This window comes from Pseudomonas delhiensis, assembly GCF_900187975.1.
Lineage (GTDB): Bacteria > Pseudomonadota > Gammaproteobacteria > Pseudomonadales > Pseudomonadaceae > Pseudomonas > Pseudomonas delhiensis.
In genome coordinates this window covers 161,890-182,136 of the sequence record NZ_FZPC01000008.1, presented here as the reverse complement: position 1 = coordinate 182,136, position 20,247 = coordinate 161,890, and the positions used below count along the sequence as shown (strand labels likewise).

The 20,247-nt window shown below is 68.7% G+C and carries 17 protein-coding genes; 3 read left to right on the top strand and 14 right to left on the bottom strand.

Annotation, left to right across the window (positions count from 1 at the left end; genetic code table 11):
- Positions 1–47: 47 nt before the first annotated feature.
- The 5 genes from capA to leuS form a co-directional block, all read right to left on the bottom strand.
- A complete protein-coding gene (gene capA, locus CHC02_RS09545; protein ID WP_089391234.1) occupies positions 48–2,129 on the bottom strand; it encodes a caprolactamase subunit alpha in 2,082 nt (693 codons plus the stop codon).
- A gap of 10 nt (positions 2,130–2,139) precedes the next feature.
- Positions 2,140–3,876 (bottom strand): caprolactamase subunit beta, encoded by a 1,737-nt coding sequence (gene capB, locus CHC02_RS09540; protein WP_089391233.1) that lies wholly within the window; start codon positions 3,874–3,876, stop codon positions 2,140–2,142.
- 444 nt (positions 3,877–4,320) lie between these two features.
- Positions 4,321–5,358, bottom strand: coding sequence for a DNA polymerase III subunit delta (gene holA / locus CHC02_RS09535; protein ID WP_089391232.1), 1,038 nt, complete (start codon positions 5,356–5,358; stop codon positions 4,321–4,323).
- Between the two features lie 39 nt (positions 5,359–5,397).
- A complete protein-coding gene (locus tag CHC02_RS09530; RefSeq protein ID WP_089391231.1) occupies positions 5,398–6,012 on the bottom strand; it encodes an LPS-assembly lipoprotein LptE in 615 nt (204 codons plus the stop codon).
- Positions 6,013–6,074: 62 nt separating this feature from the next.
- Positions 6,075–8,696, bottom strand: coding sequence for a leucine--tRNA ligase (gene leuS / locus CHC02_RS09525; protein ID WP_089391230.1), 2,622 nt, complete (start codon positions 8,694–8,696; stop codon positions 6,075–6,077).
- 237 nt (positions 8,697–8,933) lie between these two features.
- On the opposite strand from leuS, the gene CHC02_RS09520 reads away from it, so the two are divergent.
- Both CHC02_RS09520 and CHC02_RS09515 read left to right on the top strand, forming a co-directional pair.
- Positions 8,934–9,362, top strand: a complete 429-nt coding sequence (locus tag CHC02_RS09520; RefSeq protein ID WP_089391229.1) for a hypothetical protein — start codon at positions 8,934–8,936, stop codon at positions 9,360–9,362.
- Between the two features lie 50 nt (positions 9,363–9,412).
- Positions 9,413–10,174, top strand: coding sequence for a YdcF family protein (locus CHC02_RS09515; protein WP_089391228.1), 762 nt, complete (start codon positions 9,413–9,415; stop codon positions 10,172–10,174).
- A 191-nt stretch (positions 10,175–10,365) separates the two neighbouring features.
- Here CHC02_RS09515 and lnt read toward each other — a convergent pair whose 3' ends face one another.
- The 5 genes from lnt to miaB all read right to left on the bottom strand — a co-directional run bounded on the left by lnt (position 10,366) and on the right by miaB (position 16,049).
- Positions 10,366–11,898 (bottom strand): apolipoprotein N-acyltransferase, encoded by a 1,533-nt coding sequence (gene lnt / locus CHC02_RS09510; protein ID WP_089391227.1) that lies wholly within the window; start codon positions 11,896–11,898, stop codon positions 10,366–10,368.
- 390 nt (positions 11,899–12,288) lie between these two features.
- Positions 12,289–13,128, bottom strand: a complete 840-nt coding sequence (locus CHC02_RS09505) for a CorC family transporter (RefSeq protein WP_089391226.1) — start codon at positions 13,126–13,128, stop codon at positions 12,289–12,291.
- Positions 13,129–13,149: 21 nt separating this feature from the next.
- Complete coding sequence (ybeY, locus tag CHC02_RS09500) at positions 13,150–13,611, bottom strand: rRNA maturation RNase YbeY (protein ID WP_089391225.1); 462 nt, start codon at positions 13,609–13,611, stop codon at positions 13,150–13,152.
- A complete protein-coding gene (locus tag CHC02_RS09495; RefSeq protein ID WP_089391224.1) occupies positions 13,604–14,620 on the bottom strand; it encodes a PhoH family protein in 1,017 nt (338 codons plus the stop codon). The genes ybeY and CHC02_RS09495 overlap by 8 nt, the downstream gene beginning before the upstream one ends.
- An 88-nt stretch (positions 14,621–14,708) precedes the next feature.
- On the bottom strand, positions 14,709–16,049 hold the full coding sequence (gene miaB / locus CHC02_RS09490; RefSeq protein WP_089391223.1) for a tRNA (N6-isopentenyl adenosine(37)-C2)-methylthiotransferase MiaB: 1,341 nt from the start codon (positions 16,047–16,049) through the stop codon (positions 14,709–14,711).
- A 130-nt stretch (positions 16,050–16,179) separates the two neighbouring features.
- Between miaB and CHC02_RS09485 the strand changes: the two genes are divergently transcribed.
- Positions 16,180–16,512 (top strand): DUF1820 family protein, encoded by a 333-nt coding sequence (locus CHC02_RS09485; protein ID WP_089391222.1) that lies wholly within the window; start codon positions 16,180–16,182, stop codon positions 16,510–16,512.
- A 76-nt stretch (positions 16,513–16,588) separates the two neighbouring features.
- Here CHC02_RS09485 and CHC02_RS09480 read toward each other — a convergent pair whose 3' ends face one another.
- The 4 genes from CHC02_RS09480 to CHC02_RS09465 form a co-directional block, all read right to left on the bottom strand.
- Entirely contained in the window at positions 16,589–17,134 is a 546-nt protein-coding gene (locus tag CHC02_RS09480; RefSeq protein ID WP_089391221.1) for a tetratricopeptide repeat protein, read from the bottom strand.
- 215 nt (positions 17,135–17,349) lie between these two features.
- Positions 17,350–18,633 (bottom strand): glutamate-1-semialdehyde 2,1-aminomutase, encoded by a 1,284-nt coding sequence (hemL, locus tag CHC02_RS09475; RefSeq protein WP_089391220.1) that lies wholly within the window; start codon positions 18,631–18,633, stop codon positions 17,350–17,352.
- Positions 18,634–18,694: 61 nt separating this feature from the next.
- Entirely contained in the window at positions 18,695–19,318 is a 624-nt protein-coding gene (thiE, locus tag CHC02_RS09470) for a thiamine phosphate synthase (protein ID WP_089391219.1), read from the bottom strand.
- Positions 19,319–19,337: 19 nt separating this feature from the next.
- Positions 19,338–20,135 (bottom strand): hydroxymethylpyrimidine/phosphomethylpyrimidine kinase, encoded by a 798-nt coding sequence (locus CHC02_RS09465; RefSeq protein ID WP_089391218.1) that lies wholly within the window; start codon positions 20,133–20,135, stop codon positions 19,338–19,340.
- Between the last annotated feature and the right edge of the window lie 112 nt (positions 20,136–20,247).

Sequence of the window (20,247 nt, the reverse complement as noted above, 5' to 3'; positions counted from 1 at the left end):
CGGGCGCCCCGGCGCCGGACCTCCGCGGGAGGTCCGGCGTTCCGGGCTCAGCGCTGGCGGCTCAGACGGTAGCAGCCGGATTCGTGCAGTTCCACCACCCAGCCGGGGCGGATGAGGATGTTGGTGGTGGCTTCCTCGACCACCGCCGGGCCGTGCAGGCGGTCGCCGGCCAGCAGCAGCTCGCCCTGGTACACCGGGGTGTCGGTCCAGATGCCGTCCTCGCCGAAGAGCATCGGTCGGCTGCCGGCCAGGGCCCGTTGGGCGTGGCCGTCGCTGGCCGGCAGGCTGGGGAAGGGCGGGCGCGAGACGCGGCCGATCACCTGGCTTTCCAGGTTGACGATCTCCACCGGGTTGTCCGCCTCGGCGTAGGTGTAGAGCGCCTCGTGGCGGCGGTGGAAGGCCTCGACTATGGCCGGCAGGGTGTCGGCGTTGACCTGCAGGTCGCCGATTTCCACCGTGCATTCGTGGATCTGCCCGACGTAGCGCATCTCCAGGCTGCGCACCACGGCGATGTCCGCGTCGGCGAAGCCGTCGCCGCGCAGGGTGGCGCGGCCCTGCTGTTCCAGCTCGGCGAAGGCCGCCTCCAGGCCGGCCAGGTCGGCGTCCTCGCGGGCCAGGATGGGGTAGGTGGCCAGGTAGTTGTGCTTCACGTCGGAGAGGATCTGCCCCAGCGCGCACAGGCCCGAGGCGACCCTGGGGATGAGCACGGTGTCGATGCCCATGTCCTCGGCCAGCGCGGTCATGTGCACGCCCGCCGCGCCGCCGGCGCCGATCAGGGCGAAGTCCCGCGGGTCGTAGCCGCGCTCGATGGACACGCGGCGGATGCCGTTGACCATGTTGGCGTTGACGATGGCGTGGATGCCCCAGGCCGCCTTGTCCACGTCCATGCCCAGGGGCTCGGCGATCTTCGCGCGGATCGCCGCCAGCGCCGCCTCGCGGTCCAGGCTGATGCGCCCGCCCAGGCGCGCCTCGGGGTTGAGGTAGCCCAGCGCCAGGTTGGCGTCGGTCACCGTCGGCAGCTCGCCGCCCTGGCCGTAGGCCACCGGGCCGGGGCTGGAGCCGGCGCTCTGCGGGCCCACCTCGAGCATGCCGTAGGGGTTGATGTGGGCGATGGAGCCGCCGCCGGCGCCGAGGGTCTCGACCTGGATCATCGGCACGCCGATGCGCTGGCGCAGGAAGTCGGCGTCGCGGCTGAGGTTGGTCTTGCCTTCGCGGGTCAGGGTGATGTCGAAGGAGGTGCCGCCCATGTCCACGGTGATGACGTTGCGGATGCCGAACGGCTGGGCGACGAACAGCCCGGCCTGGGGCGCCGAGGCCGGACCGGAGTTGATCGCGTTCACCGCGCGGCCGCGCATGTGCTCGCCGGTGGCCAGGCCGCCGTTGGACTGGAAGTAGCGCACCGGGCGCTGGGCGCCGAGCTGGCGGAAGTAGTCGTCGATCTTCGCCACGTAGCGCGCCATCACCGGGCTCAGGTAGGCGTTGACCAGGGTGGTGGAGGTGCGGGTGTATTCGCGGATCTGCGGGAACACCTCGGTGCCGCTGCAGACGAACACCCCCGGCAGCATCTCGCGCAGGATGGCCACGGCGCGCTGCTCGTGGGCCGGGTTGCGCACCGACCAGAGGAAGGACACGGCGACCGCCTCCACGCCCTGTTCGGCGAACAGCCGCGCGGCGTCGCGCACGTCGCTCTCGTTCAGTGGCGTGTGCTCGCGGCCGTCGGCGAGGATGCGCCCGCGCACTGGGCGGCGCAGGAAGCGCGGGGCCAGTTGCGGCGCCGGGGGGTAGTCGGGGTCATAGCGGTAGCCTTCTTCCTTGTGGCCCAGGCGGATCTCGATGCTGTCCTCGTGTCCGGCGCTGGCCAGCAGGCCGACCTTGACGCCCTTGAGCTCGATCAGCGCGTTCAGCGCCACCGTGGTGCCGTTGATGCAGAGGTCGCAGTTGGCGACTATCTCTTCCACCGGGCGGCCCAGCGCCTGGCTGATCTGGCGCAGGCCGTCGGCGATGGCCAGGGTGCCGTCCTGCGGGGTGGAGAGCGCCTTGAACAGGTGCACGCGGCCTTCGCGTTCGGCCAGGATGAAGTCGGTGAAGGTGCCCCCGGCGTCGACGCCGAGGCGGTATTGGCTGTGCATGTCGGGTTCCTCAGGCGGTTTGGCGGCGTTGGGCGGTGGCTTTCTGGTCGATCTCGCCGGCGCTGGTCAGCACCACGCCGTAGTCGAGTTCGGCGCCGCGCGGCGAGACCAGGCCGTCGCGCACGTCGCGCGCCACGGCCTCGGGCAGGCGGCGGAAGGCCGGGCCGTAGCCGCCGCCCCCGGGGGTGCGGTTGACCAGGCGCTCGCCGGGCTTGAGCACGGTCATGACGTTGCGGGTGTGCTTCTCGTGCTCGCCGTCGCGGATGATCTCCACGCCGCCCAGCTTGGGCTCGTCCAGGCCGTTGGCCGCGCCGGCGGCGCCCATGGTGGTGCGCTGGCGGCCTTCGCCGAAGGAGATCACGGTCATCTCGTGGTCCAGCGGCTCCACTTCCAGGCAGGTGCCCGAGCCGCCGCGCAGCTGGCCGGCGCCGGCGCTGTCGGCCATCAGCGCGTAGCGGTGGATGAGGATCGGGTAGCTGTACTCCAGCAGCTCGATGTCCCCGGAGTAGAGCGCGCCGAAGCAGCACAGCGGGCCGCAGGCGTGCCAGCCGTCCAGCTCCGAGGTGGCGCCGGCGCCGGAAATGATCGAGGCCAGCACCATGGTCACGTATTCCTCGCCGGTGCGCGGGTCGACGCCGGCGATGTTCACCCCGCTGGTGTGCCCCCAGGAGGCGGTGACGCGTTCCGGCGCGGCCTGCTCGAAGGCCTGGCGCACGGCGTCGGTGAGGGTCTCCATGGGCGTGGTGGTGCAGTTGACGTGGGGCGCCGGTTCCTCGGCGTTGCACAGGGTGCCTTTCGGCCCCAGGTCCACGGTCACGCAGCGATAGAGCCCGGCGTTATAGGGCGGCGGCACCTGGGCGAACATCATCAGCCCGAGGTAGATGCCCGACATCGAGTTGCCGGCGTAGGAGTTGATGAAGTAGGGCACCTGGGGCGGGCTCTGCACGGCGATGTGGCAGCTGTCGTCCCTGATGGTGACGGTGGCGCTGATGGCCAGCTCGCCCAGGCCGTGGCCGGAATCCTCCAGCACCGCGTGGCCGGTGTAGCTGCCGTCGGGCACCGAGCGGATCAGCTCGCGCATCTGCCGGTCGGCCATGTCCTTCAGTTCGGCGATGCACTCGCGCACCGTGGCCACGCCGTACTTGTCGAGCAGGGCGATGAGGTTGCGCTCGCCGACGCGGCAGGCGCCGTACTGGGCGTTGAGGTCGCCCTCCTGGTTGCGCCGGGCGCGCATGTTGGTGAGCAGCAGGTTGATCACGTCCTCGCGGCGGCGGCCTTTTTCCCACAGCTTCACCGGCGGGATGCGCAGGCCCTCGGCGTAGATTTCCTTGGCGTCGGGGTTGTAGCCGGCCGGCACCGGGCCGCCGATGTCGGTGAGGTGGCCCTTGCACACGGTCCAGAACACCAGCTCGCCCTGGTAGAACACCGGCTTGTACATGCAGCAGTCGATGATGTGGCTGCCGGCGTAGGTGGGGTCGTTGTGGTAGATCACGTCGCCTTCGGCGACGTCGTCGCCGAAGTAGCCGGACACGGCCTTCATCGCCGGGATCAGCGAGCCCAGGTGGATGGGGATGTCCTGGCCCTGCAGGATCATTTCCGAATGGTGGTCGAAGAGCGCGTTGGAGTAGTCGTGGGCGAGGTTGAAGACGCTGGAGCGGCTGGTTTTTTCCAGCGTCAGGGTCATCTCGCGCTGGGTCATCTCCAGCGCGCCGCGCACCACGGCCAGGGTGATCGGATCGGCCGGCATCGCTTTGTTCTCCTTATCGGCGGGTCGATGGGGCGACGATAGGGAGCTGCCGACCAGGCGTATTGCGCGGCAGCGCAGTGGTTCTTGTCGTGCAGCGCACAGCTGCCGAACGGGGGCTTTCCGGCATCAACCTGCAGGAGCGCCATGTAGGAGCGAGCTTGCTCGCGAATGGTGTTTGCCGGTGGCGGTTGTGTTTTGGATCGACTCCGCACCCTCTCCCCAGCCCTCTCCCGCAAGCGGGAGAGGGGGCCGTCCGGCGTGGCGGGGAGGTTCGGCATCAACCTGTAGGAGCGGGCCCTGCCCGCGATTCGCGCGCAGGGCGCGCTCCTACAAGGGACTGCCGAGGCTGGCATGGTGTAGGAGCGGATCTTATCCGCGAAACGCGCCGATACGTCCGGCTATCGCGGACAAGGTCCGCTCCTACGGGGGAGACGGCAGGGGAGATCAGCCCGGCGGCAACGGCAGGCGCTGGCCGGCCAGCAGCAGTGCCAGGCGTGCCAGGCCGTTCCAGGCGTCGCCCTGGGCCTGGCCCTTGATCTGCGCGTCGATCAACTGGGCGTCCTGCAGCAGCTGGTTCCAGCGCGAACCGCTGTGCCGTTGCAGGGCGCGGGTGAGCAGGGGGCGGCGCTTGTCCCACACCGGCGGGCGGCACTGGGCGAAGGCCTTGTCCAGGGGCACGCCCTGGCCGAACAGTTGGGCGATGCCGGCCAACTGGCGGATCTCCCGGGCCAGGGCCCAGAGGATCACCGGCGGTTCCACGCCCTCGCCGCGCAGGCCTTCGAGCATGCGCAGGCTGTGCGCGGCTTCGCCGGCCAGGGCGGCGTCGATCAGGCCGAAGACGTCGAAGCGCGCGCTGTCGGCCACCGCCGCCTGCACGGTGGCGGCGTCGAGCTGGTTGCCGTCGGCCAGCAGCTTGAGTTTCTCGATCTCCTGCGCGGCGGCCAGCAGGTTGCCTTCCACCCGCGCTGCGATCAGGTCCACCGCGTCCTGGCTGGCGGCCAGCCCGGCCTGGGACAGGCGCTGGCGGATCCACTGCGGCAACTGGTGCACGTCCACCGGCCAGATCTGGATGAACTGCGCGGCCTCGCCGTCGATCAGCGCCTTGGCCCACTTGGTCTTCTGGGTGGCGCCGTCGAGCTTGGGCAGGGTAACCAGCAGCACCGTGTCTTCCGGCGGCCGCTGCAGGTATTCCTGCAATGCCGCGGCGCCCTTGTCGCCGGGCTTGCCCGAGGGCAGGCGCAGCTCCAGCAGGCGCTTCTCGGCGAACAGCGAGAGGCTGGCGCCGGCCTCCAGCAGCAGGCCCCAGTCGAAGTTGGCCTCGGCGTTGAACACCTGGCGCTCGCTGAAGTCGCGCTGGCGGCAGGCGGCGCGGATGGCGTCGCAGGCTTCCTGGCAGAGCAGCGGTTCGTCGCCGCTGACCACGTAGACGGGGGCCAGGCTGCCCTGCAGGTGCTTGGCGAGTTGGGCGGGATTGAGCTTCATGAAAGTACGGGGGCCGGCATGGCCGGCCCCCTGGTCCTCTTACTGCGCCTTCGGCAGTTCGATCGGCGACTGCTGCGGCTGCTGCCTGGCCGCCTCGTCCGCGGCCTTGAGCGCGTCGGCTTCGGCCTTGGCCTTGGCTTCGGCCTGTTGCTGAAGGTATTCCAGGCGGGCCGGGGTGAGCATCTGCAGGCGCAGGGCGAGCTGCTGCACCAGGTCGCGGCGCATTTCCTTGCGCAGCTGGGCGGCTTCCTGGTCGGAGCCGATCAGGTTGTTCTCGTCGTGCAGGTAGACCTTCTGCACCTCGACCTTGTCGGTCATCAGCAGCAGGTTGTTCGCGCCGCGCACCTCGTAGTCGACCGTGGTGGTCAGCTCGTACTCGGCGCTGCGCGCCGAGCTGCTGTAGCTGGCGGTGCGCTGGGTCTCGGCCTCGCGGGCGAGGAACAGGTGGTAGGGCGCGCTCCTGGTCACCTTCACGCCGCTGTTCTCCAGCAGGCGCTGCAGGTCCTTGACGGTGTCGCCATAGGCGTTGCGCGCGCTCAGGTCGACTTCCTTCAGCGCGAAGTTCGTATCGCCCAGGCCGCGCAGGTGGAAACCGCAGGCGGCCAGCAGCGTGGTCAGGCCGATCAGCGCGATGCCGGTCAGGATACGTTTCATCAAGCTTCCCTCACTCCTGTTGATCCGGGTTGCCCGCGGCAAGGCGCCGCGGGCGAATGCCATCAGTTGGCGACGATGTTGACCAGCTTGCCGGGGACCACGATCACCTTGCGGATGGTCAGGCCGTCGGTGAAGCGCAGCACGTTCTCGTTGGCGCGGGCGGTGGCCTCGACGTCCTCGCGGCTGGCCTGCGCCGGCACCTCGATGTGCCCGCGCAGCTTGCCGTTGACCTGCACCACCAGTTGCAGGGTGTTCTGCACCAGCGCGCTCTCGTCGACCTGCGGCCAGGGCGCGTCGATCACCGCGCCATTGTGGCCCAGTTCGTGCCAGAGCACGTGGCAGATGTGCGGGGTGATCGGCGCCAGCAGCAGGGCGACGGTCTCCAGGCCTTCCTGCAGCAGGGCGCGGTTGCCGGCGTCTTCCTGCGGGACCTTCTCCAGCACGTTCATCAGCGTCATCACCGCGGCGATGGCGGTGTTGAACTTGTGGTTCTGGCCGATATCCTGGCTGGCCTGCTTGATGGCCAGGTGGATGGCGCGGCGGATTTCCTTCTGCGCGTCGTTCAGGGTGTCCTGCGCCACCGCGGCGGCGAAGCCGGCGTTGACGTGGGCCTGGGCCAGGCGCCAGACGCGGCGCAGGAAGCGGCTCGCGCCCTCGACGCCGGAGTCGGACCACTCCAGGCTCATGTCCGGCGGCGAGGCGAACATCATGAACAGGCGGCAGGTGTCGGCGCCGTAGGCGTCGATCATCGCCTGCGGGTCCACGCCGTTGTTCTTCGACTTGGACATCTTCTCGGTGCCGCCGATCTCCACCGGCAGGCCGTCGGTCTTCAGGCGCGCGCCCACGACCTTGGCCTTGGCGTCGCGCTCGACTTCCACGTCGGCCGGGTTGAACCAGTCCTTGCCGCCGTTGGCGGTGGTGCGGTAGTAGGTCTCGGCGACCACCATGCCCTGGGTCAGCAGGTCCTTGAACGGCTCGTCGGAGTCGACCAGGCCTTCGTCGCGCATCAGCTTGTGGAAGAAGCGCGCGTACAGCAGGTGCAGGATGGCGTGCTCGATGCCGCCGATGTACTGGTCCACCGGCAGCCAGTAGTTGGCGGCCTTCCTGTCCAGCATGCCGTCCTCGAACTGCGGGCAGGCGTAGCGGGCGAAGTACCAGGACGACTCGACGAAGGTGTCCATGGTGTCGGTTTCGCGCTTGGCCGGCTGGCCGCATTTCGGGCAACTGCACTCGTAGAATTCCGGCATCTTCGCCAGCGGCGAGCCGGCGCCATCCGGCACCACGTTCTCCGGCAACACCACCGGCAGCTGGTCGGCCGGCACCGGCACGTCGCCGCAGGCGTCGCAGTGGATGATCGGGATCGGGCAGCCCCAGTAGCGCTGGCGGCTGATGCCCCAGTCGCGCAGGCGGAACTGGGTGCGTGCCTGGCCCAGGCCCTTGGCGGCGAGGTCGGCGCCGATGGCGTCGAACGCGGCCTGGTAGCCGAGGCCGTCGTACTTGCCGGAGTTGACGGTGCGCACGCTGTCGTCCTTGGCGCCGTACCACTCCTGCCAGGTGCTGGCGTCGTAGCCGTCGTCGCCGGCGGCCAGGGTGATCACCTGCCGGATCGGCAGGTGGTACTTGTTGGCGAACTCGAAGTCGCGCTCGTCGTGGGCCGGCACGGCCATCACCGCGCCTTCGCCGTAGGTCATCAGCACGTAGTTGGCGATCCACACCGGCAGCTTCTCGCCGGTCAGCGGGTGCTCGACGAACAGGGAAGTGGCGACGCCCTTCTTCTCCTGGGTGGCGATGTCCGCCTCGGCGACGCCGCCGCGCTTGCACTCGTCGATGAACGCCTGCAGGGCCGGCTCGCGCTGGGCGGCCAGGGTGGCCAGCGGGTGCTCGGCGGCCACGGCGACGTAGGTGGCGCCCATCAGGGTGTCCGGACGGGTGGTGAAGACCTTCAGCTGGCCGGCCTCGCCGATCGAGGCCTGGTCATAGGGGAAGGCGATCTCCATGCCGCGGGACTTGCCGATCCAGTTGCGCTGCATGGTCTTGACCTGTTCCGGCCAGCCCGGCAGGTGGTCGAGGCTTTCCAGCAGCTCTTCGGCGTAGGCGGTGATCTTGAAGTAGTACATCGGGATCTCGCGCTTCTCGATCAGCGCGCCCGAACGCCAGCCACGGCCGTCGATGACCTGCTCGTTGGCCAGCACGGTCTGGTCCACCGGGTCCCAGTTCACGGTGCCGTTCTTGCGGTAGATCACGCCCTTCTCGAACAGGCGGGTGAACAGCCACTGCTCCCAGCGGTAGTAGTCGGGCTTGCAGGTGGTGACCTCGCGCGACCAGTCGATGGCCAGGCCCAGGCTGTTCAGCTGGGCCTTCATGTAGGCGATGTTGTCGTAGGTCCAGGCGGCGGGGGCGACGTTGTTCTTCATCGCGGCGTTCTCCGCCGGCATGCCGAAGGCGTCCCAGCCCATCGGCTGCAGGACGTTGCGGCCCCGCATGCGCTGGTAGCGGCTGATCACGTCGCCGATGGTGTAGTTGCGCACGTGCCCCATGTGCAGCTTGCCGCTCGGATACGGGAACATCGACAGGCAGTAGAACTTCTCCTTGCCGGGGACTTCCTCGACACGGAAGGAGTTGTGTTCGTTCCAGTACTTCTGGGCCTGGGATTCGATCTCGAGAGGCTGGTATTGCTCGTGCATGGCGCGACTTGGACCTGTACGGAATAGACGGCGCGGCCGTGGGAGCTGAGCGGGCGCTCCCGTCTTGCCGGGGCACCGCGGCGGCCGGCCGGCAAGGGGCTGCATAAAGCCTCGTAGCATACATGAGCCCTCCCCGAGCCGGTAGCCCGCGCCGTTTGTCGCGCGCTCGGTGGCCCGAGGGCCGGGACGCTAAGCTTGGCCTGAGGGCGGGAGGTTTCCGCCTGCTTGAGGTGACTGATGGCTGAGCTGCATCGTGCGAGTTTGTCGGGTCCCGGTCTTTATGAGCGGTTGCTGCATCGACTTGAACTGGCCCTGGACGAGGCCGAGACCGCGGAACGCCTGCGCGATGAGCATCCCGAGGAGTTGGAGCTGCGCGGCCTGAGCAGTGCCGAGATGCAGCTGATCCGCGCCTATCTCGACCAGGACGTGAACTGGCTGCGCGGCTGGCACGCCGCCGCCGAGGAACTGGCGCTGATCGAACACGCCCCCGCCCGTTCCACGCGGGCGCGCCTGGGCGGCAGCGCCGGCAAGACGCGCCCGTCGCACCGCCACCTGCAGTTGCTCTGCGCGCTGTGCGGCACCCCGGTGGTCTACAACCGCCAGCATGGGGTGATGCCCTGCACCTCCTGCGGCTCGCAGTTGTTCCGCGGTTCCCGCGGGCGTTGAATCCGCGCGTTCATCCGCTAGGCTGTGGCGCTTCCTGAAAGGAGTCGCCGATGCCGCTGCGCTACCTCGTCAAGCAGATCCTGATGCCGCCGGGCATCCTGCTGATCCTCCTGTTGCTGGGCTTTTTCCTGCGCCGCCGCCGGCCGAGGCTGGCGGCGGCCTGCTTCGTCGCCGGGTTCGCCGGCTTCTGGCTGCTCAGCCTGCCGCTGACGGTGGAGTGGGGCGCGCGCCTGCTGGAGCGCCAGCCGGCCCTGGCCCGTGGCGAATGGGCGGCCCTGGCGCAGCGCGCCGAGGCCATCGTCATCCTTGGCGCGGGCCGCGAGCGCGGCGACCCGGCCTGGGGCGACGACCAGCCCGGGCTGATGGCCCGCGAGCGGCTGCGCTACGCCGCGCGCCTGGCCAAGGCCAGCGGCCTGCCGCTGCTGACCTCCGGCGGCCTGCACTACGGCACGCCGCCCAGCGAGGCGCAGCTCATGGCCACCAGCCTGGCGGACGACTACGGGGTGAGCGTGCGCTGGCAGGAAGGGCGCAGCCGCACCACCTGGGAGAACGCCACGATGAGCGCGGAAATCCTCCGCCAGGCGGGCGTGCGCCGGGTGGTGCTGGTCACCCAGGCGCAGCACATGCCCCGCGCGGTCTGGAGTTTCGAGGCCAACGGCCTGGAGGTGGTGCCGGCGCCAATGGGCTTCATCGGCGTGGACAACGCCCGGCCGTTCGGCGGCTGGCTGCCGGAGGCCAAGGCGTTCTGGCAGAGCAACCAGTTGCTCAACGAGGCGCTGGGGTTGCTGGGGTACCGCCTGTTCTACCGCTGAAGGGGGGGCATCGCGGACCTTGTCCGCGATTCGCGCGCAGGGCGCGCTCCTACAGGGGAATGGCGCGTGGCCGGCTATCGCGGATGAATCCTACGATCGTGCTTCCCTGGAGCGTAGGGCGGATAACCGTTCGCGGTTATCCGCCGCCTGACCTTGGCCACACCTTGCTCGGCGTCGAACCGGACTCGATGTCAGCCGAACATCCTGCGCTGCTCGGGCGCGACCTGGCGGCGCGCCACGGCCCAGATCGCCAGGACCACCGCCAGGGTGCCCAGCGGCCACAGGCGCCATTTCAGGTAGGGGGTCAGGCCCTGCATCGGGGTGGCCTCGCCGCGCAGCACGCCCTGCTGGAACTGCGGGATCTCGTGGGCGATGCGGCCCTGCGGGTCGATCAGCGCGGTGACGCCGTTGTTGGTGCCGCGGATCATCCAGCGCCCGGCTTCGAGGGCGCGCATCTGCGCCATCTGCAGGTGCTGCAGCGGGCCGATGGAGGTGCCGAACCAGGCGTCGTTGCTGATGGTCAGCAGCAGCTGGCTCCGGGCCGCGAGGCCCGCGGCGAATTCCGGGTAGACCACTTCGTAGCAGATGTACGGCGCGATGGCGTAGCCCTTGGCCTTGAGCAGCGACTGGTCGGCCGGGCCGCGGGCGAAGTCGGACATGGGCAGGTCGAAGAAGCTGATCAGGCCGCGCAGCAGGTCCTGCAGCGGCACGTACTCGCCGAAGGGCACCAGCTTCTGCTTGAGGTAGTCGCCGCTGCCGTCGCCGACCACGGTGATGCCGTTGTAGTAGTGCACGCCGTCGGCGTCGCGCTGGCGCATGGGCACGCCGGTGATGAGCGCGGCGCGCTTCTGCTTCGCCATCTCGTCGAGCATGCCCAGGTAGCCGCCGGCCTGGTCCTTGAGCAGCGGCACGGCGGTTTCCGGCAGGACGATCAGGTCGACGTCGTGCTGCTCGGCGCTGAGGTCGCGGTACAGCTCCAGCTGCGCGGTGACGTGCTTGGGGTCCCACTTCATGTCCTGGGCGATGTTGCCCTGGATGGCGGCGACGGTCAGCGGCGCGCCGGCGGGGCTGGTCCAGGCATGGCCCTTGAGGACGAGGCCGGCGATCCACGGGGCCAGCAGCAGCACCAGGCCGACGACCAGTTGCGTCGGGCGGAAGGTCAGCTGCGGCAGGTTGATCAGCAGCGCGGCGCACAGGGCGATGCTGAAGGAAATCAGCCAGACGCCGCCGATCGGGGCCAGGCCGGCCAGGGGGCCCTGCAGTTGGCTGTAGCCGGTGTAGAGCCAGGGGAAGCCGGTGAGGAACCAACTGCGGAACACTTCCAGGCCCAGCCACAGCGCGGCGAAGGCCAGGGCATCGCTGACCGGCGCGTTGTTGCGCCGCAGCATGCGCGCCCAGAGCCAGGCCGGCAGGCCGAAGAAGAACGCCACCCCGGCGCTGAAGCCGACCACCAGGAAGCCGGCCAGGGCCGGCGAGGCGCCGCCGAAGTCATGGATGCTGTAGTAGATCCAGCCGGTGCCGGCGAGGAAGGCGCCGAAGCCGTACCACCAGCCGCGCCACAGCGCCGAGCCCGGGGTGACGCCGCGCAGCCCGAGGTAGAAGAGGGCGACGGAGAGCAGTGCCAGCGGCCAGATGCCGTAGGGCGCCAGGGCCAGCGGGGTGATGGCGCCGGCGGCCAGGGCCAGCAGATGGCCCGGCCAGCCGGGACGGGTGATCCAGCGCATCGGTATTCCTTGGAAGCGATTTGGCGATGCGCAAGAGTAATGGAGAGACGAACGGTAGGCTATGGGGCTGCGGCGAAAAGCCATGAGGCGTCTGCGACGCTGTGTTGCAGGACGTCGGAATGGGCTGTAGGAACAACTGTCTTGCGCCGAGGTGCTCTTCGTAGGATGGGTTGAGCTTGCGATACCCATGCTGCCGTGGTGATGGGTATCGCTTCGCTCAACGCCATCCTACGAAAAGCCGTGCTTCCTGGAACCGTAGGAGTGGACCTTGTCCGCGATAACCGGATGTCCCGGCGCGATTCGCGGATAAGATCCGCTCCTACGCTGTCCCACCCACGCCATTCCCCGTAGGGATAACCGTTCGCGGTTATCCGCCGTTGGCCCCCGGTTTCAGTCGCGCAGCGGCGTCAGGCGCAGCAGGTGCAGGCGGCGGCTGTCGGCGTTGAGCACGCGGAAGCGGAAGCCACCCAGCTCGGTGGTCTCGTTGCGCTTGGGCAGGTGGCCGAAGGCGCTCATCACCAGGCCGCCGACGGTGTCGAATTCCTCGTCGGAGAATTCCGCGCCGAAGAAATCGTTGAAGGCCTCCACCGGGGTCAGCGCCTTGACGATGAAATCGCCGCTGGGCAGCGGCTTGATGTAGCTGTCTTCCTCGACGTCGTGCTCGTCCTCGATGTCGCCGACGATCTGCTCCAGCACGTCCTCGATGGTCACCAGGCCCGCCACGCCGCCGTACTCGTCGATGACGATGGCCATGTGGTTGTGGTTGGCGCGGAACTCGCGCAGCAGCACGTTCAGGCGCTTGGACTCGGGCACGAAGGTGGCCGGGCGCAGCAGGTCCTTGATGTTGAAGGCGTGGCTGCCGTCGTGGAGGATCAGCGGCAGCAGGTCCTTGGCCAGCAGCACGCCCATCACGTCGTCGAGGCTTTCGCCCACCACCGGGTAGCGCGAGTGCGCCGCCTCGATGATCGCCGGGAGGAACTCGCGCGGGCTCTGGCTGGCCTTGATGCTGATCATCTGCGAGCGCGGCACCATGATGTCGCGCACCTGCAGGTCGGCGACCTGGATGGCGCCTTCGACGATGGACAGCGCCTCGCTGTCCAGCAGCTTGTTCTCGTGGGCGTCGCGCAGCAGCTCGAGGAGCTCCTGGCGGTTTCTCGGCTCATGGGCAAAAGCCTGGGTGATCTTGTCCAGCCAGGACTTATGCCCGTTGCTCGATCGGTCTTCGCTCATCTTTCCTTTGCTCGTTGGCTTTTATTCTTCATCCGCCGCATACGGGTCGGGGTAGCCCAGTTCGGCCAGCAATTGCCGTTCCAGGGCCTCCATTTCCTCGGCCTCGGCGTCCTCGATATGGTCGTAGCCCAGCAGGTGCAGGCAGCCGTGGATCACCAGGTGGGCCCAGTGCGCCGCCGGCGCCTTGCCCTGTTCGGCGGCTTCGCGCTCGACCACCGGCACGCAGATCACCAGGTCGCCCAGCAGCGGGATGTCCAGCAATTCGTCGGGTACGTCGGCGGGGAAGGACAGCACGTTGGTGGCGTAGTCCTTGTGCCGCCAGGTGCGGTTCAGCTCGCGGCCCTCGGCCTCGTCCACCAGGCGGATGGTCAGCTCGGAGTCGGCCTGGCGCTGGCGCAGGGCCAGTTCGCACCAGCGGCGCAACTGCGCCTCGCCGGGCAGGCCGGCGGCATCGCTTGCGACCTGCAGGTCGAGTTCAAGCATCGCCGGTTTCCCTGGGCGCGCGCTCGCCGTCCAGGCGCACCGGCTGGCGCGCCTCGAAACGTTCGTAGGCCTCGACGATGCGCTGCACCAGCGGGTGGCGCACCACGTCCTTGGGCTTGAAGTGGGTGAAGCTGATGCCGGGGACGTCGCGCAGCACTTCCATCACGTGCTTGAGGCCCGAGCGGGTGCCGCGCGGCAGGTCGACCTGGGTGATGTCGCCGGTGATCACCGCGGTGGAGCCGAAGCCGATGCGGGTGAGGAACATCTTCATCTGCTCGATGGTGGTGTTCTGGCTTTCGTCGAGGATGATGAAGCTGTTGTTCAGCGTGCGGCCGCGCATGTAGGCCAGCGGCGCGACCTCGATCACCTGGCGCTCGATGAGCTTGGCCACGGTCTCGAAGCCGAGCATCTCGTACAGGGCGTCGTACAGCGGGCGCAGGTAGGGGTCGATCTTCTGCGACAGGTCGCCGGGGAGGAAGCCGAGCTTCTCGCCGGCCTCCACCGCCGGGCGCACCAGCAGGATGCGGCGGATCTGCTCGCGCTCCAGGGCGTCCACGGCGCAGGCCACGGCCAGGTAGGTCTTGCCGGTGCCGGCCGGGCCGATGCCGAAGTTGATGTCGTGGTCGAGGATCGCCTTGACGTAGCGCTGCTGGTTGGCGCCGCGCGGGCGGATGTGCGCCTTGCGCGTCTTCAGCGTGATGCTGGGCACCTCGCTGGCGCTGGCCAGGTCTTCCAGGCCGGATTCCTGGAGGAACAGGTGGACCATGTCCGGGGTCAGCTCGGTGCCGCTCTGCGCCTCGCGGTACAGGCGCTGCAGCAGGTGCTCGGCGGCCTGGGTGCGCGCGGCCTCGCCAACCAGTTCGAACTGGTTGCCGCGGTTGCGGATCTCGATGTCCAGGCGTTTCTCGATCTGGTGCAGGTGCTCGTCGAACTGCCCGCAGAGGTTGGCGAAGCTGCGTGCGTCGAAGGGTTCCAGGGTGAAGCGGTGAAGATCCAGGGGGGCGTTCAAGGTGCTGTCGGTATGACCATTGGGAAATAGGGATGTCCGAAGAATAACCCCGGCGGCCCGTGTGGGAAAGTCGGGCGCCGGGATGGCTTCAGTGACGGGTGGGCTCGACCAGGCGGCCACGCAGCGAGTTGGGCAGCGCTTCGTAGATTTCCACCTCGGCGAACTGGCCGATCAGGCGCGGGTTGTCGCAGGCGAAGTTGACCACGCGGTTGTTCGCCGTGCGGCCCTGCAGCTGGCCGGGGTCGCGCTTGGAGTAGTCGGTGACGAGGATGCGCTGGACGCTGCCGACCATGCGTCGGCTGATCTCGAAGCCCTGCTGCTGCAGGCGCGTGTTGAGAATCATCAGGCGCTGCTTCTTCACCTCGTCCGGGGTGTCGTCCGCAAGGTCCGACGCCGGGGTGCCCGGGCGCTGGCTGTAGATGAAGACGAAGGAGTAGTCGAAACCGACTTCTTCCACCAGCTTCATGGTCTGCTCGAAGTCCTTGTCGGTCTCGCCGGGGAAGCCGACGATGAAGTCCGAGCTGATGCAGATGTCCGGCACCGCGGCCTTGAGCTTGCGGATGCGCGACTTGTATTCCAGCGCGGTGTGGTTGCGCTTCATGGCGGCCAGCACGCGGTCCGAGCCGGACTGCACCGGCAGGTGGACGAAGGGCACCAGCTGCGGCAGTTCGGCGTGGGCGGCGATCAGCGCATCGGAAAATTCCAGCGGGTGCGAGGTGGTGTAGCGGATGCGCTCGATGCCGTCGACCTCGGCGACCACCCGCAGCAGCTCGGCGAAGTCGGCGATGCGCCCGTCATGGGTGGCGCCGCGGAAGCCGTTGACGTTCTGCCCCAGCAGGGTGACTTCCTTGACGCCGTTCTCGGCCAGGTGGATGACCTCGGCGAGCACGTCGTCGAACGGCCGGCTGACTTCCTCGCCGCGGGTGTAGGGCACCACGCAGAAGCTGCAGTACTTGCTGCAGCCTTCCATCACCGAGACGAAGGCGGTGGGGCCGTCGACGCGCGGCTCGGGCAGGCGGTCGAACTTCTCGATCTCCGGGAAGGACACGTCCACCTGCGGCCGGCGGGTGGTGCGCGCGGCGTCGATCATTTCCGGCAGGCGGTGCAGGGTCTGCGGGCCGAAGACCACGTCGACGAACGGCGCGCGCTCGCGGATGGCGGCGCCTTCCTGGCTGGCCACGCAGCCGCCGACGCCAATCACCAGCTCCGGCTTCTGTTGCTTCAGGGCCCGCCAGGCACCCAGTTCGGAGAACACCTTCTCCTGGGCCTTTTCGCGGATCGAGCAGGTATTGAGGAGGATCACGTCGGCATCTTCGGCCTTCTCGGTCAACTCCAGGGCATGCTCCTCGCCCAGCAGGTCGGCCATGCGCGAGCTGTCGTACTCGTTCATCTGGCAACCGTGGGTCTGAATGAAAAGCTTCTTGGCCATGCGCGCTTCGTCGGGGGAATCCAAAATGACCGGACATTATAGTGGCGCGAGGGGCCCGTTCCTAGGGTTGCGCGCCAGGCGGCTGTGCTATGATTCGCGCCTCTTTTCGCAGAGCTGTCATCCGCCGTTCATGAACAAGCGCGAGAACCCGATCTACAAAGTGGTCTTCCTCAACCAGGGCCAGGTGTTCGAGATGTACGCCAAGCAGATCTACCAGAGCGAACTGTGGGGCTTTCTGGAGATCGAGGAGTTCGTCTTCGGCGAGCGCACCCAGGTGGTCGTGGACCCCAGCGAAGAGAAGCTCAAGGCCCAGTTCGAGGGCGTGATCCGCAGCTTCGTGCCGCTGCACGCGATCATCCGCATCGACGAGGTGGAGCGCCTGGGCACGCCGAAGATCAGCGAGGCCAAGGGCGGCGGCAACGTCATGCCGTTCCCGATGCCGATGCCGGATAAAAACAGCTAGAAGCTTCAAGCCTCGAGCTGCAAGTAACGCGGGAGAGTGCTTGCAGCTTGCAGCTTGCAGCTGCGGCCTCCGGCCGCTACGGCAACGGCGAAAACGGCGTATTGCCCGCGGTCTGCAGTTCGATCAGGTAGTTGCGGAAGATCTGCCCCAGCACCTTGCTGGCGATGTCCAGTTCGTCCTTGCTCATCTGCTCGGCGACCAGGTCGGCGCTGTCCATGGCGTCTTCGGCGCCGTTCACCGCGGCCATCTTCAGCACTATGTAGGCCTGGATGTTGTTGGCCTTGACCCCTTCGCCGCGGAAGAACATGGTCCCCAGGCGCCACTGGGCCTGGGCGTGGCCCTGCAGCGAGGCTTTTTCGTACCAGCGCAGCGCGGCCGGGAAGTCGCGCGGGGCGCGTTCGCCGGTGTAGTAGTACTCGCCCAGTTCGAACTGCGCCTCGGCGTCGCCGCCGTTGGCGATCTGCTGGCAGCTGGCCAGGGCCTGCTGCAGTTGCTCGGGAACCGTGTTCAGGGTGCAGCGGCCGGTCGCCGGGACCAGCAGCGAGTTGCCTCCCGCCTGCGCGAACAGGGGCGAGATGAACAACAGGCTGCCCAGCAGCAGGGCGCGACCAGAACGGTACATGGGGAGAAACGGCCTCCGGCAACGGGGCGGGCGCGATGCCCGGCCGGCGAAAACGTGCCGGCCTGCACATTATGAAATAAGCCGACGCTTCCTTACAAAGTCTTTACGGTGTTTTTCGCGGTTTCCGTCCGAATGGCCAAGAAACTGGCGTAGGAGGTGCCTGGGAAGCGTAACGACGGAAAATTGGCCGCGGCGAACGCCGCGGCCGGAGGGGCTCACTTGAGGGCGGCGAAGGCGCGCTCGGCGGCGTCCAGGGTCAGCTTCAGCTCGGTGTCGCCGTGGGCGATGGAGGTGAAACCGGCCTCGTAGGCGCTGGGCGCCAGGTACACGCCGCCTTCCAGCATCAGGTGGAAGAAGCGCTTGAAGCGCTCGGCGTCGCTGGCCATCACGTCGGCGAAGGTGACGATGTCGTCGGCGCCGCTGAAGTACAGGCCGAACATGCCGCCGGCCTGGGTGGTGACGAACGGGATGCCGGCTGCATCGGCGCGTTCCTGCAGGCCCTGGAGCATGCGGCTGGTGTAGTCGGTCAGTTCGTCGTGGAAGCCCGGGCGGCTGATCAGCTTCAGGGTGGTCAGGCCGGCGGCCATGGCCAGCGGGTTGCCCGACAGGGTACCGGCCTGGTAGACCGGGCCCAGCGGGGAAATCCGCTGCATGATCTCGCGCTTGCCGCCGAAGGCGCCCACCGGCATGCCGCCGCCGATGATCTTGCCGAAGGTCGACAGGTCCGGGGTCACGCCGTACAGGGCCTGGGCGCTGCCGAGGGCGACGCGGAAGCCGGTCATCACCTCGTCGAAGATCAGCACCACGCCGTGCTTGTCGCAGGCCTTGCGCAGGCCCTGGAGGAAGCCCGGGGCGGGCGGCACGCAGTTCATGTTGCCGGCCACCGGCTCGACGATGATGCAGGCGACCTTCTGGCCGTATTCGTCCAGGGCCTTCTCCACCGCCTCCAGGTCGTTGAACGGCAGGGTCAGGGTGTGCTTGGCGAAGTCCGCCGGCACGCCCGGGGAGTTCGGCACGCCGAAGGTCAGGGCGCCGGAGCCGGCCTTCACCAGCAGGCTGTCGGAGTGGCCGTGGTAGCAGCCCTCGAACTTGATGATGTCGTCGCGGCCGGTATAGCCGCGGGCCAGGCGGATGGCGCTCATGGTCGCCTCGGTGCCGGAGCTGACCATGCGCACCATGTCCATGGACGGCACCAGCGAGCAGACCAGGTCGGCCATTTCCACTTCCAGCGCGGTCGGCGCGCCGTAGGACAGGCCGTGCTCCAGCTGGCGGCGCACCGCATCGAGCACTTCCGGGTGGGCGTGGCCGAGGATCATCGGGCCCCAGGAACCGACGTAGTCGACGTAGCGCTTGTCGTCTTCGTCCACCACGTAGGCGCCTTCCGCGTGCTTGAAGAACAGCGGCGTGCCGCCGACGCTCTTGAAGGCGCGCACCGGCGAGTTGACGCCGCCGGGGATGTGCTTCTGGGCGTTGGCGAAGAGGAGTTCGGAACGGGACATGGCGACCTCTCGTTGGGATCCGTGAAAGCGGGGCGGCGCGCAGCGGCGCCGCGGGAAAAGGTTAGAACAGCGCGGCGAAGGCGCGGGCGCGGCGCTCCACCTCGGCCGGGGTGTCGGCGGCGAAGAGCGCGTTGATCACCGCCAGCAGGTCGGCGCCGCGGCCGATCAGGCCGGGGGCGTTTTCCAGGGTCACGCCGCCGATGGCCACCAGCGGCACGTTGGCGAAGCGCGCGCGGGCCTGCTCCAGCAGCTCGGGGCTGGCTTCGGACGCGCCGGGCTTGGTCAGCGACTGGAAGAAGCGGCCGAAGGCCACGTAGTCGGCGCCCTCGGCGACGGCCTGGTCGGCCAGCTGCAGGCTGCCGTGGCAGGTGGCGCCGATGATCGCCTGGCGGCCCAGCAGGGCGCGGGCGGCGGCCAGGGAGCCGTCGGTCTGGCCCAGGTGCACGCTCACGCCCAGGCGCGCGGCCAGCTCGGCGTCGTCGTTGACGATCAGGGTGGCGCCGTGGCGCTCGCACAGCTCGCGCAGGGCCTCGGCCTCGCGCAGGCGGCGCGACTCGTCGCTGGACTTGTCGCGGTACTGCAGCAGGCGCGCGCCACCGCGCAGCGCGGCCTCGACGTAGGGCAGCAGGCGGCCGTCGGCGAGCAGCTTGCTATCGGTGATGGCGTAGAGTCCGCGGAGTTTCATGAAGGCCTCGGCAGGTGAATCAGGAGCAGAAGTCCAGCGGCAGCCGGCGCGGGACGTACTGGCCGCGGCCGGGGGCCTCGGCGTCGCGCAGGGTGCGCCAGGTGTAGTCGAGGGCGCTGCGCACGGCGCTGGCCAGTTCCTCGCCCAGGGCCAGGCGGCCGGACAGGGCGCTGGCCAGGGTGCAGCCGGAGCCGTGGTAGCTGCCCGGCAGGCGCTGGCAGGTGAAGGTGTGCTGGCTGCCGTCGCGGCCGTACAGGCGGTTGTGCACCTCGGACTCGTCGCCGTGGCCGCCGGTGATCAGCAGGTTGCGGATGTATGGCAGCAGCTTCTCGGCGCACTCGTCGGCGCTGCCCTCGGGCAGCTCGGCGAGGATGCGCGCCTCCGGCAGGTTCGGCGTGGCGATGGCGGCCACCGGGAACAGCCGCTCGCGGATCGCGTAGCCCACCTCGTCCTTGCCCAGGGCGCCGCCGCCGCCGGCGCGCAGCACCGGGTCGCAGACCAGCGGCACGCCGGGCAGCGACTGCATGATCTCGACCACGGTGTCGACCATCTCCACCGAGCCGAGCATGCCCAGCTTGACCGCGGCCACCGGCAGGTCGGCGATCACGGCGTTGGCCTGGGCCAGCACCCACTCGCGGTCGAGCACGCGGAAGTCGGAAACGTTGACGGTGTCCTGAACGGTCAGCGCGGTGACGGCGGGCGCCGCATGGCAGCCTTGGGCGATCAGGGCTTCGATGTCGGCCTGCAGGCCGGCGCCGCCACTGGGGTCGTGGCCGGACAGGCAGAGCACTACGGGACGGGAGGTTGGCGTTTTCATGGCGCGGGAGCTTACCACTAAACCCGGCAGGCGTCGTTTGCCCCGATCCCCGGCCCGGCGCTCCTTGCTCCCCCCGCCGGCGTGCTAAAGTTGGCCGATTCGAAAATCACGC

Bases quoted from the DNA above. Each gene is read 5' to 3' on its own strand.
- capA (WP_089391234.1), bottom strand. From the start codon at position 2,129: ATGCACAGCCAATACCGCCTCGGCGTCGACGCCGGGGGCACCTTCACC.
- capB (WP_089391233.1), bottom strand. From the start codon at position 3,876: ATGCCGGCCGATCCGATCACCCTGGCCGTGGTGCGCGGCGCGCTGGAG.
- holA (WP_089391232.1), bottom strand. From the start codon at position 5,358: ATGAAGCTCAATCCCGCCCAACTCGCCAAGCACCTGCAGGGCAGCCTG.
- CHC02_RS09530 (WP_089391231.1), bottom strand. From the start codon at position 6,012: ATGAAACGTATCCTGACCGGCATCGCGCTGATCGGCCTGACCACGCTG.
- leuS (WP_089391230.1), bottom strand. From the start codon at position 8,696: ATGCACGAGCAATACCAGCCTCTCGAGATCGAATCCCAGGCCCAGAAG.
- CHC02_RS09520 (WP_089391229.1), top strand. From the start codon at position 8,934: ATGGCTGAGCTGCATCGTGCGAGTTTGTCGGGTCCCGGTCTTTATGAG.
- CHC02_RS09515 (WP_089391228.1), top strand. From the start codon at position 9,413: ATGCCGCTGCGCTACCTCGTCAAGCAGATCCTGATGCCGCCGGGCATC.
- lnt (WP_089391227.1), bottom strand. From the start codon at position 11,898: ATGCGCTGGATCACCCGTCCCGGCTGGCCGGGCCATCTGCTGGCCCTG.
- CHC02_RS09505 (WP_089391226.1), bottom strand. From the start codon at position 13,128: ATGAGCGAAGACCGATCGAGCAACGGGCATAAGTCCTGGCTGGACAAG.
- ybeY (WP_089391225.1), bottom strand. From the start codon at position 13,611: ATGCTTGAACTCGACCTGCAGGTCGCAAGCGATGCCGCCGGCCTGCCC.
- miaB (WP_089391223.1), bottom strand. From the start codon at position 16,049: ATGGCCAAGAAGCTTTTCATTCAGACCCACGGTTGCCAGATGAACGAG.
- CHC02_RS09485 (WP_089391222.1), top strand. From the start codon at position 16,180: ATGAACAAGCGCGAGAACCCGATCTACAAAGTGGTCTTCCTCAACCAG.
- CHC02_RS09480 (WP_089391221.1), bottom strand. From the start codon at position 17,134: ATGTACCGTTCTGGTCGCGCCCTGCTGCTGGGCAGCCTGTTGTTCATC.
- hemL (WP_089391220.1), bottom strand. From the start codon at position 18,633: ATGTCCCGTTCCGAACTCCTCTTCGCCAACGCCCAGAAGCACATCCCC.
- thiE (WP_089391219.1), bottom strand. From the start codon at position 19,318: ATGAAACTCCGCGGACTCTACGCCATCACCGATAGCAAGCTGCTCGCC.
- CHC02_RS09465 (WP_089391218.1), bottom strand. From the start codon at position 20,135: ATGAAAACGCCAACCTCCCGTCCCGTAGTGCTCTGCCTGTCCGGCCAC.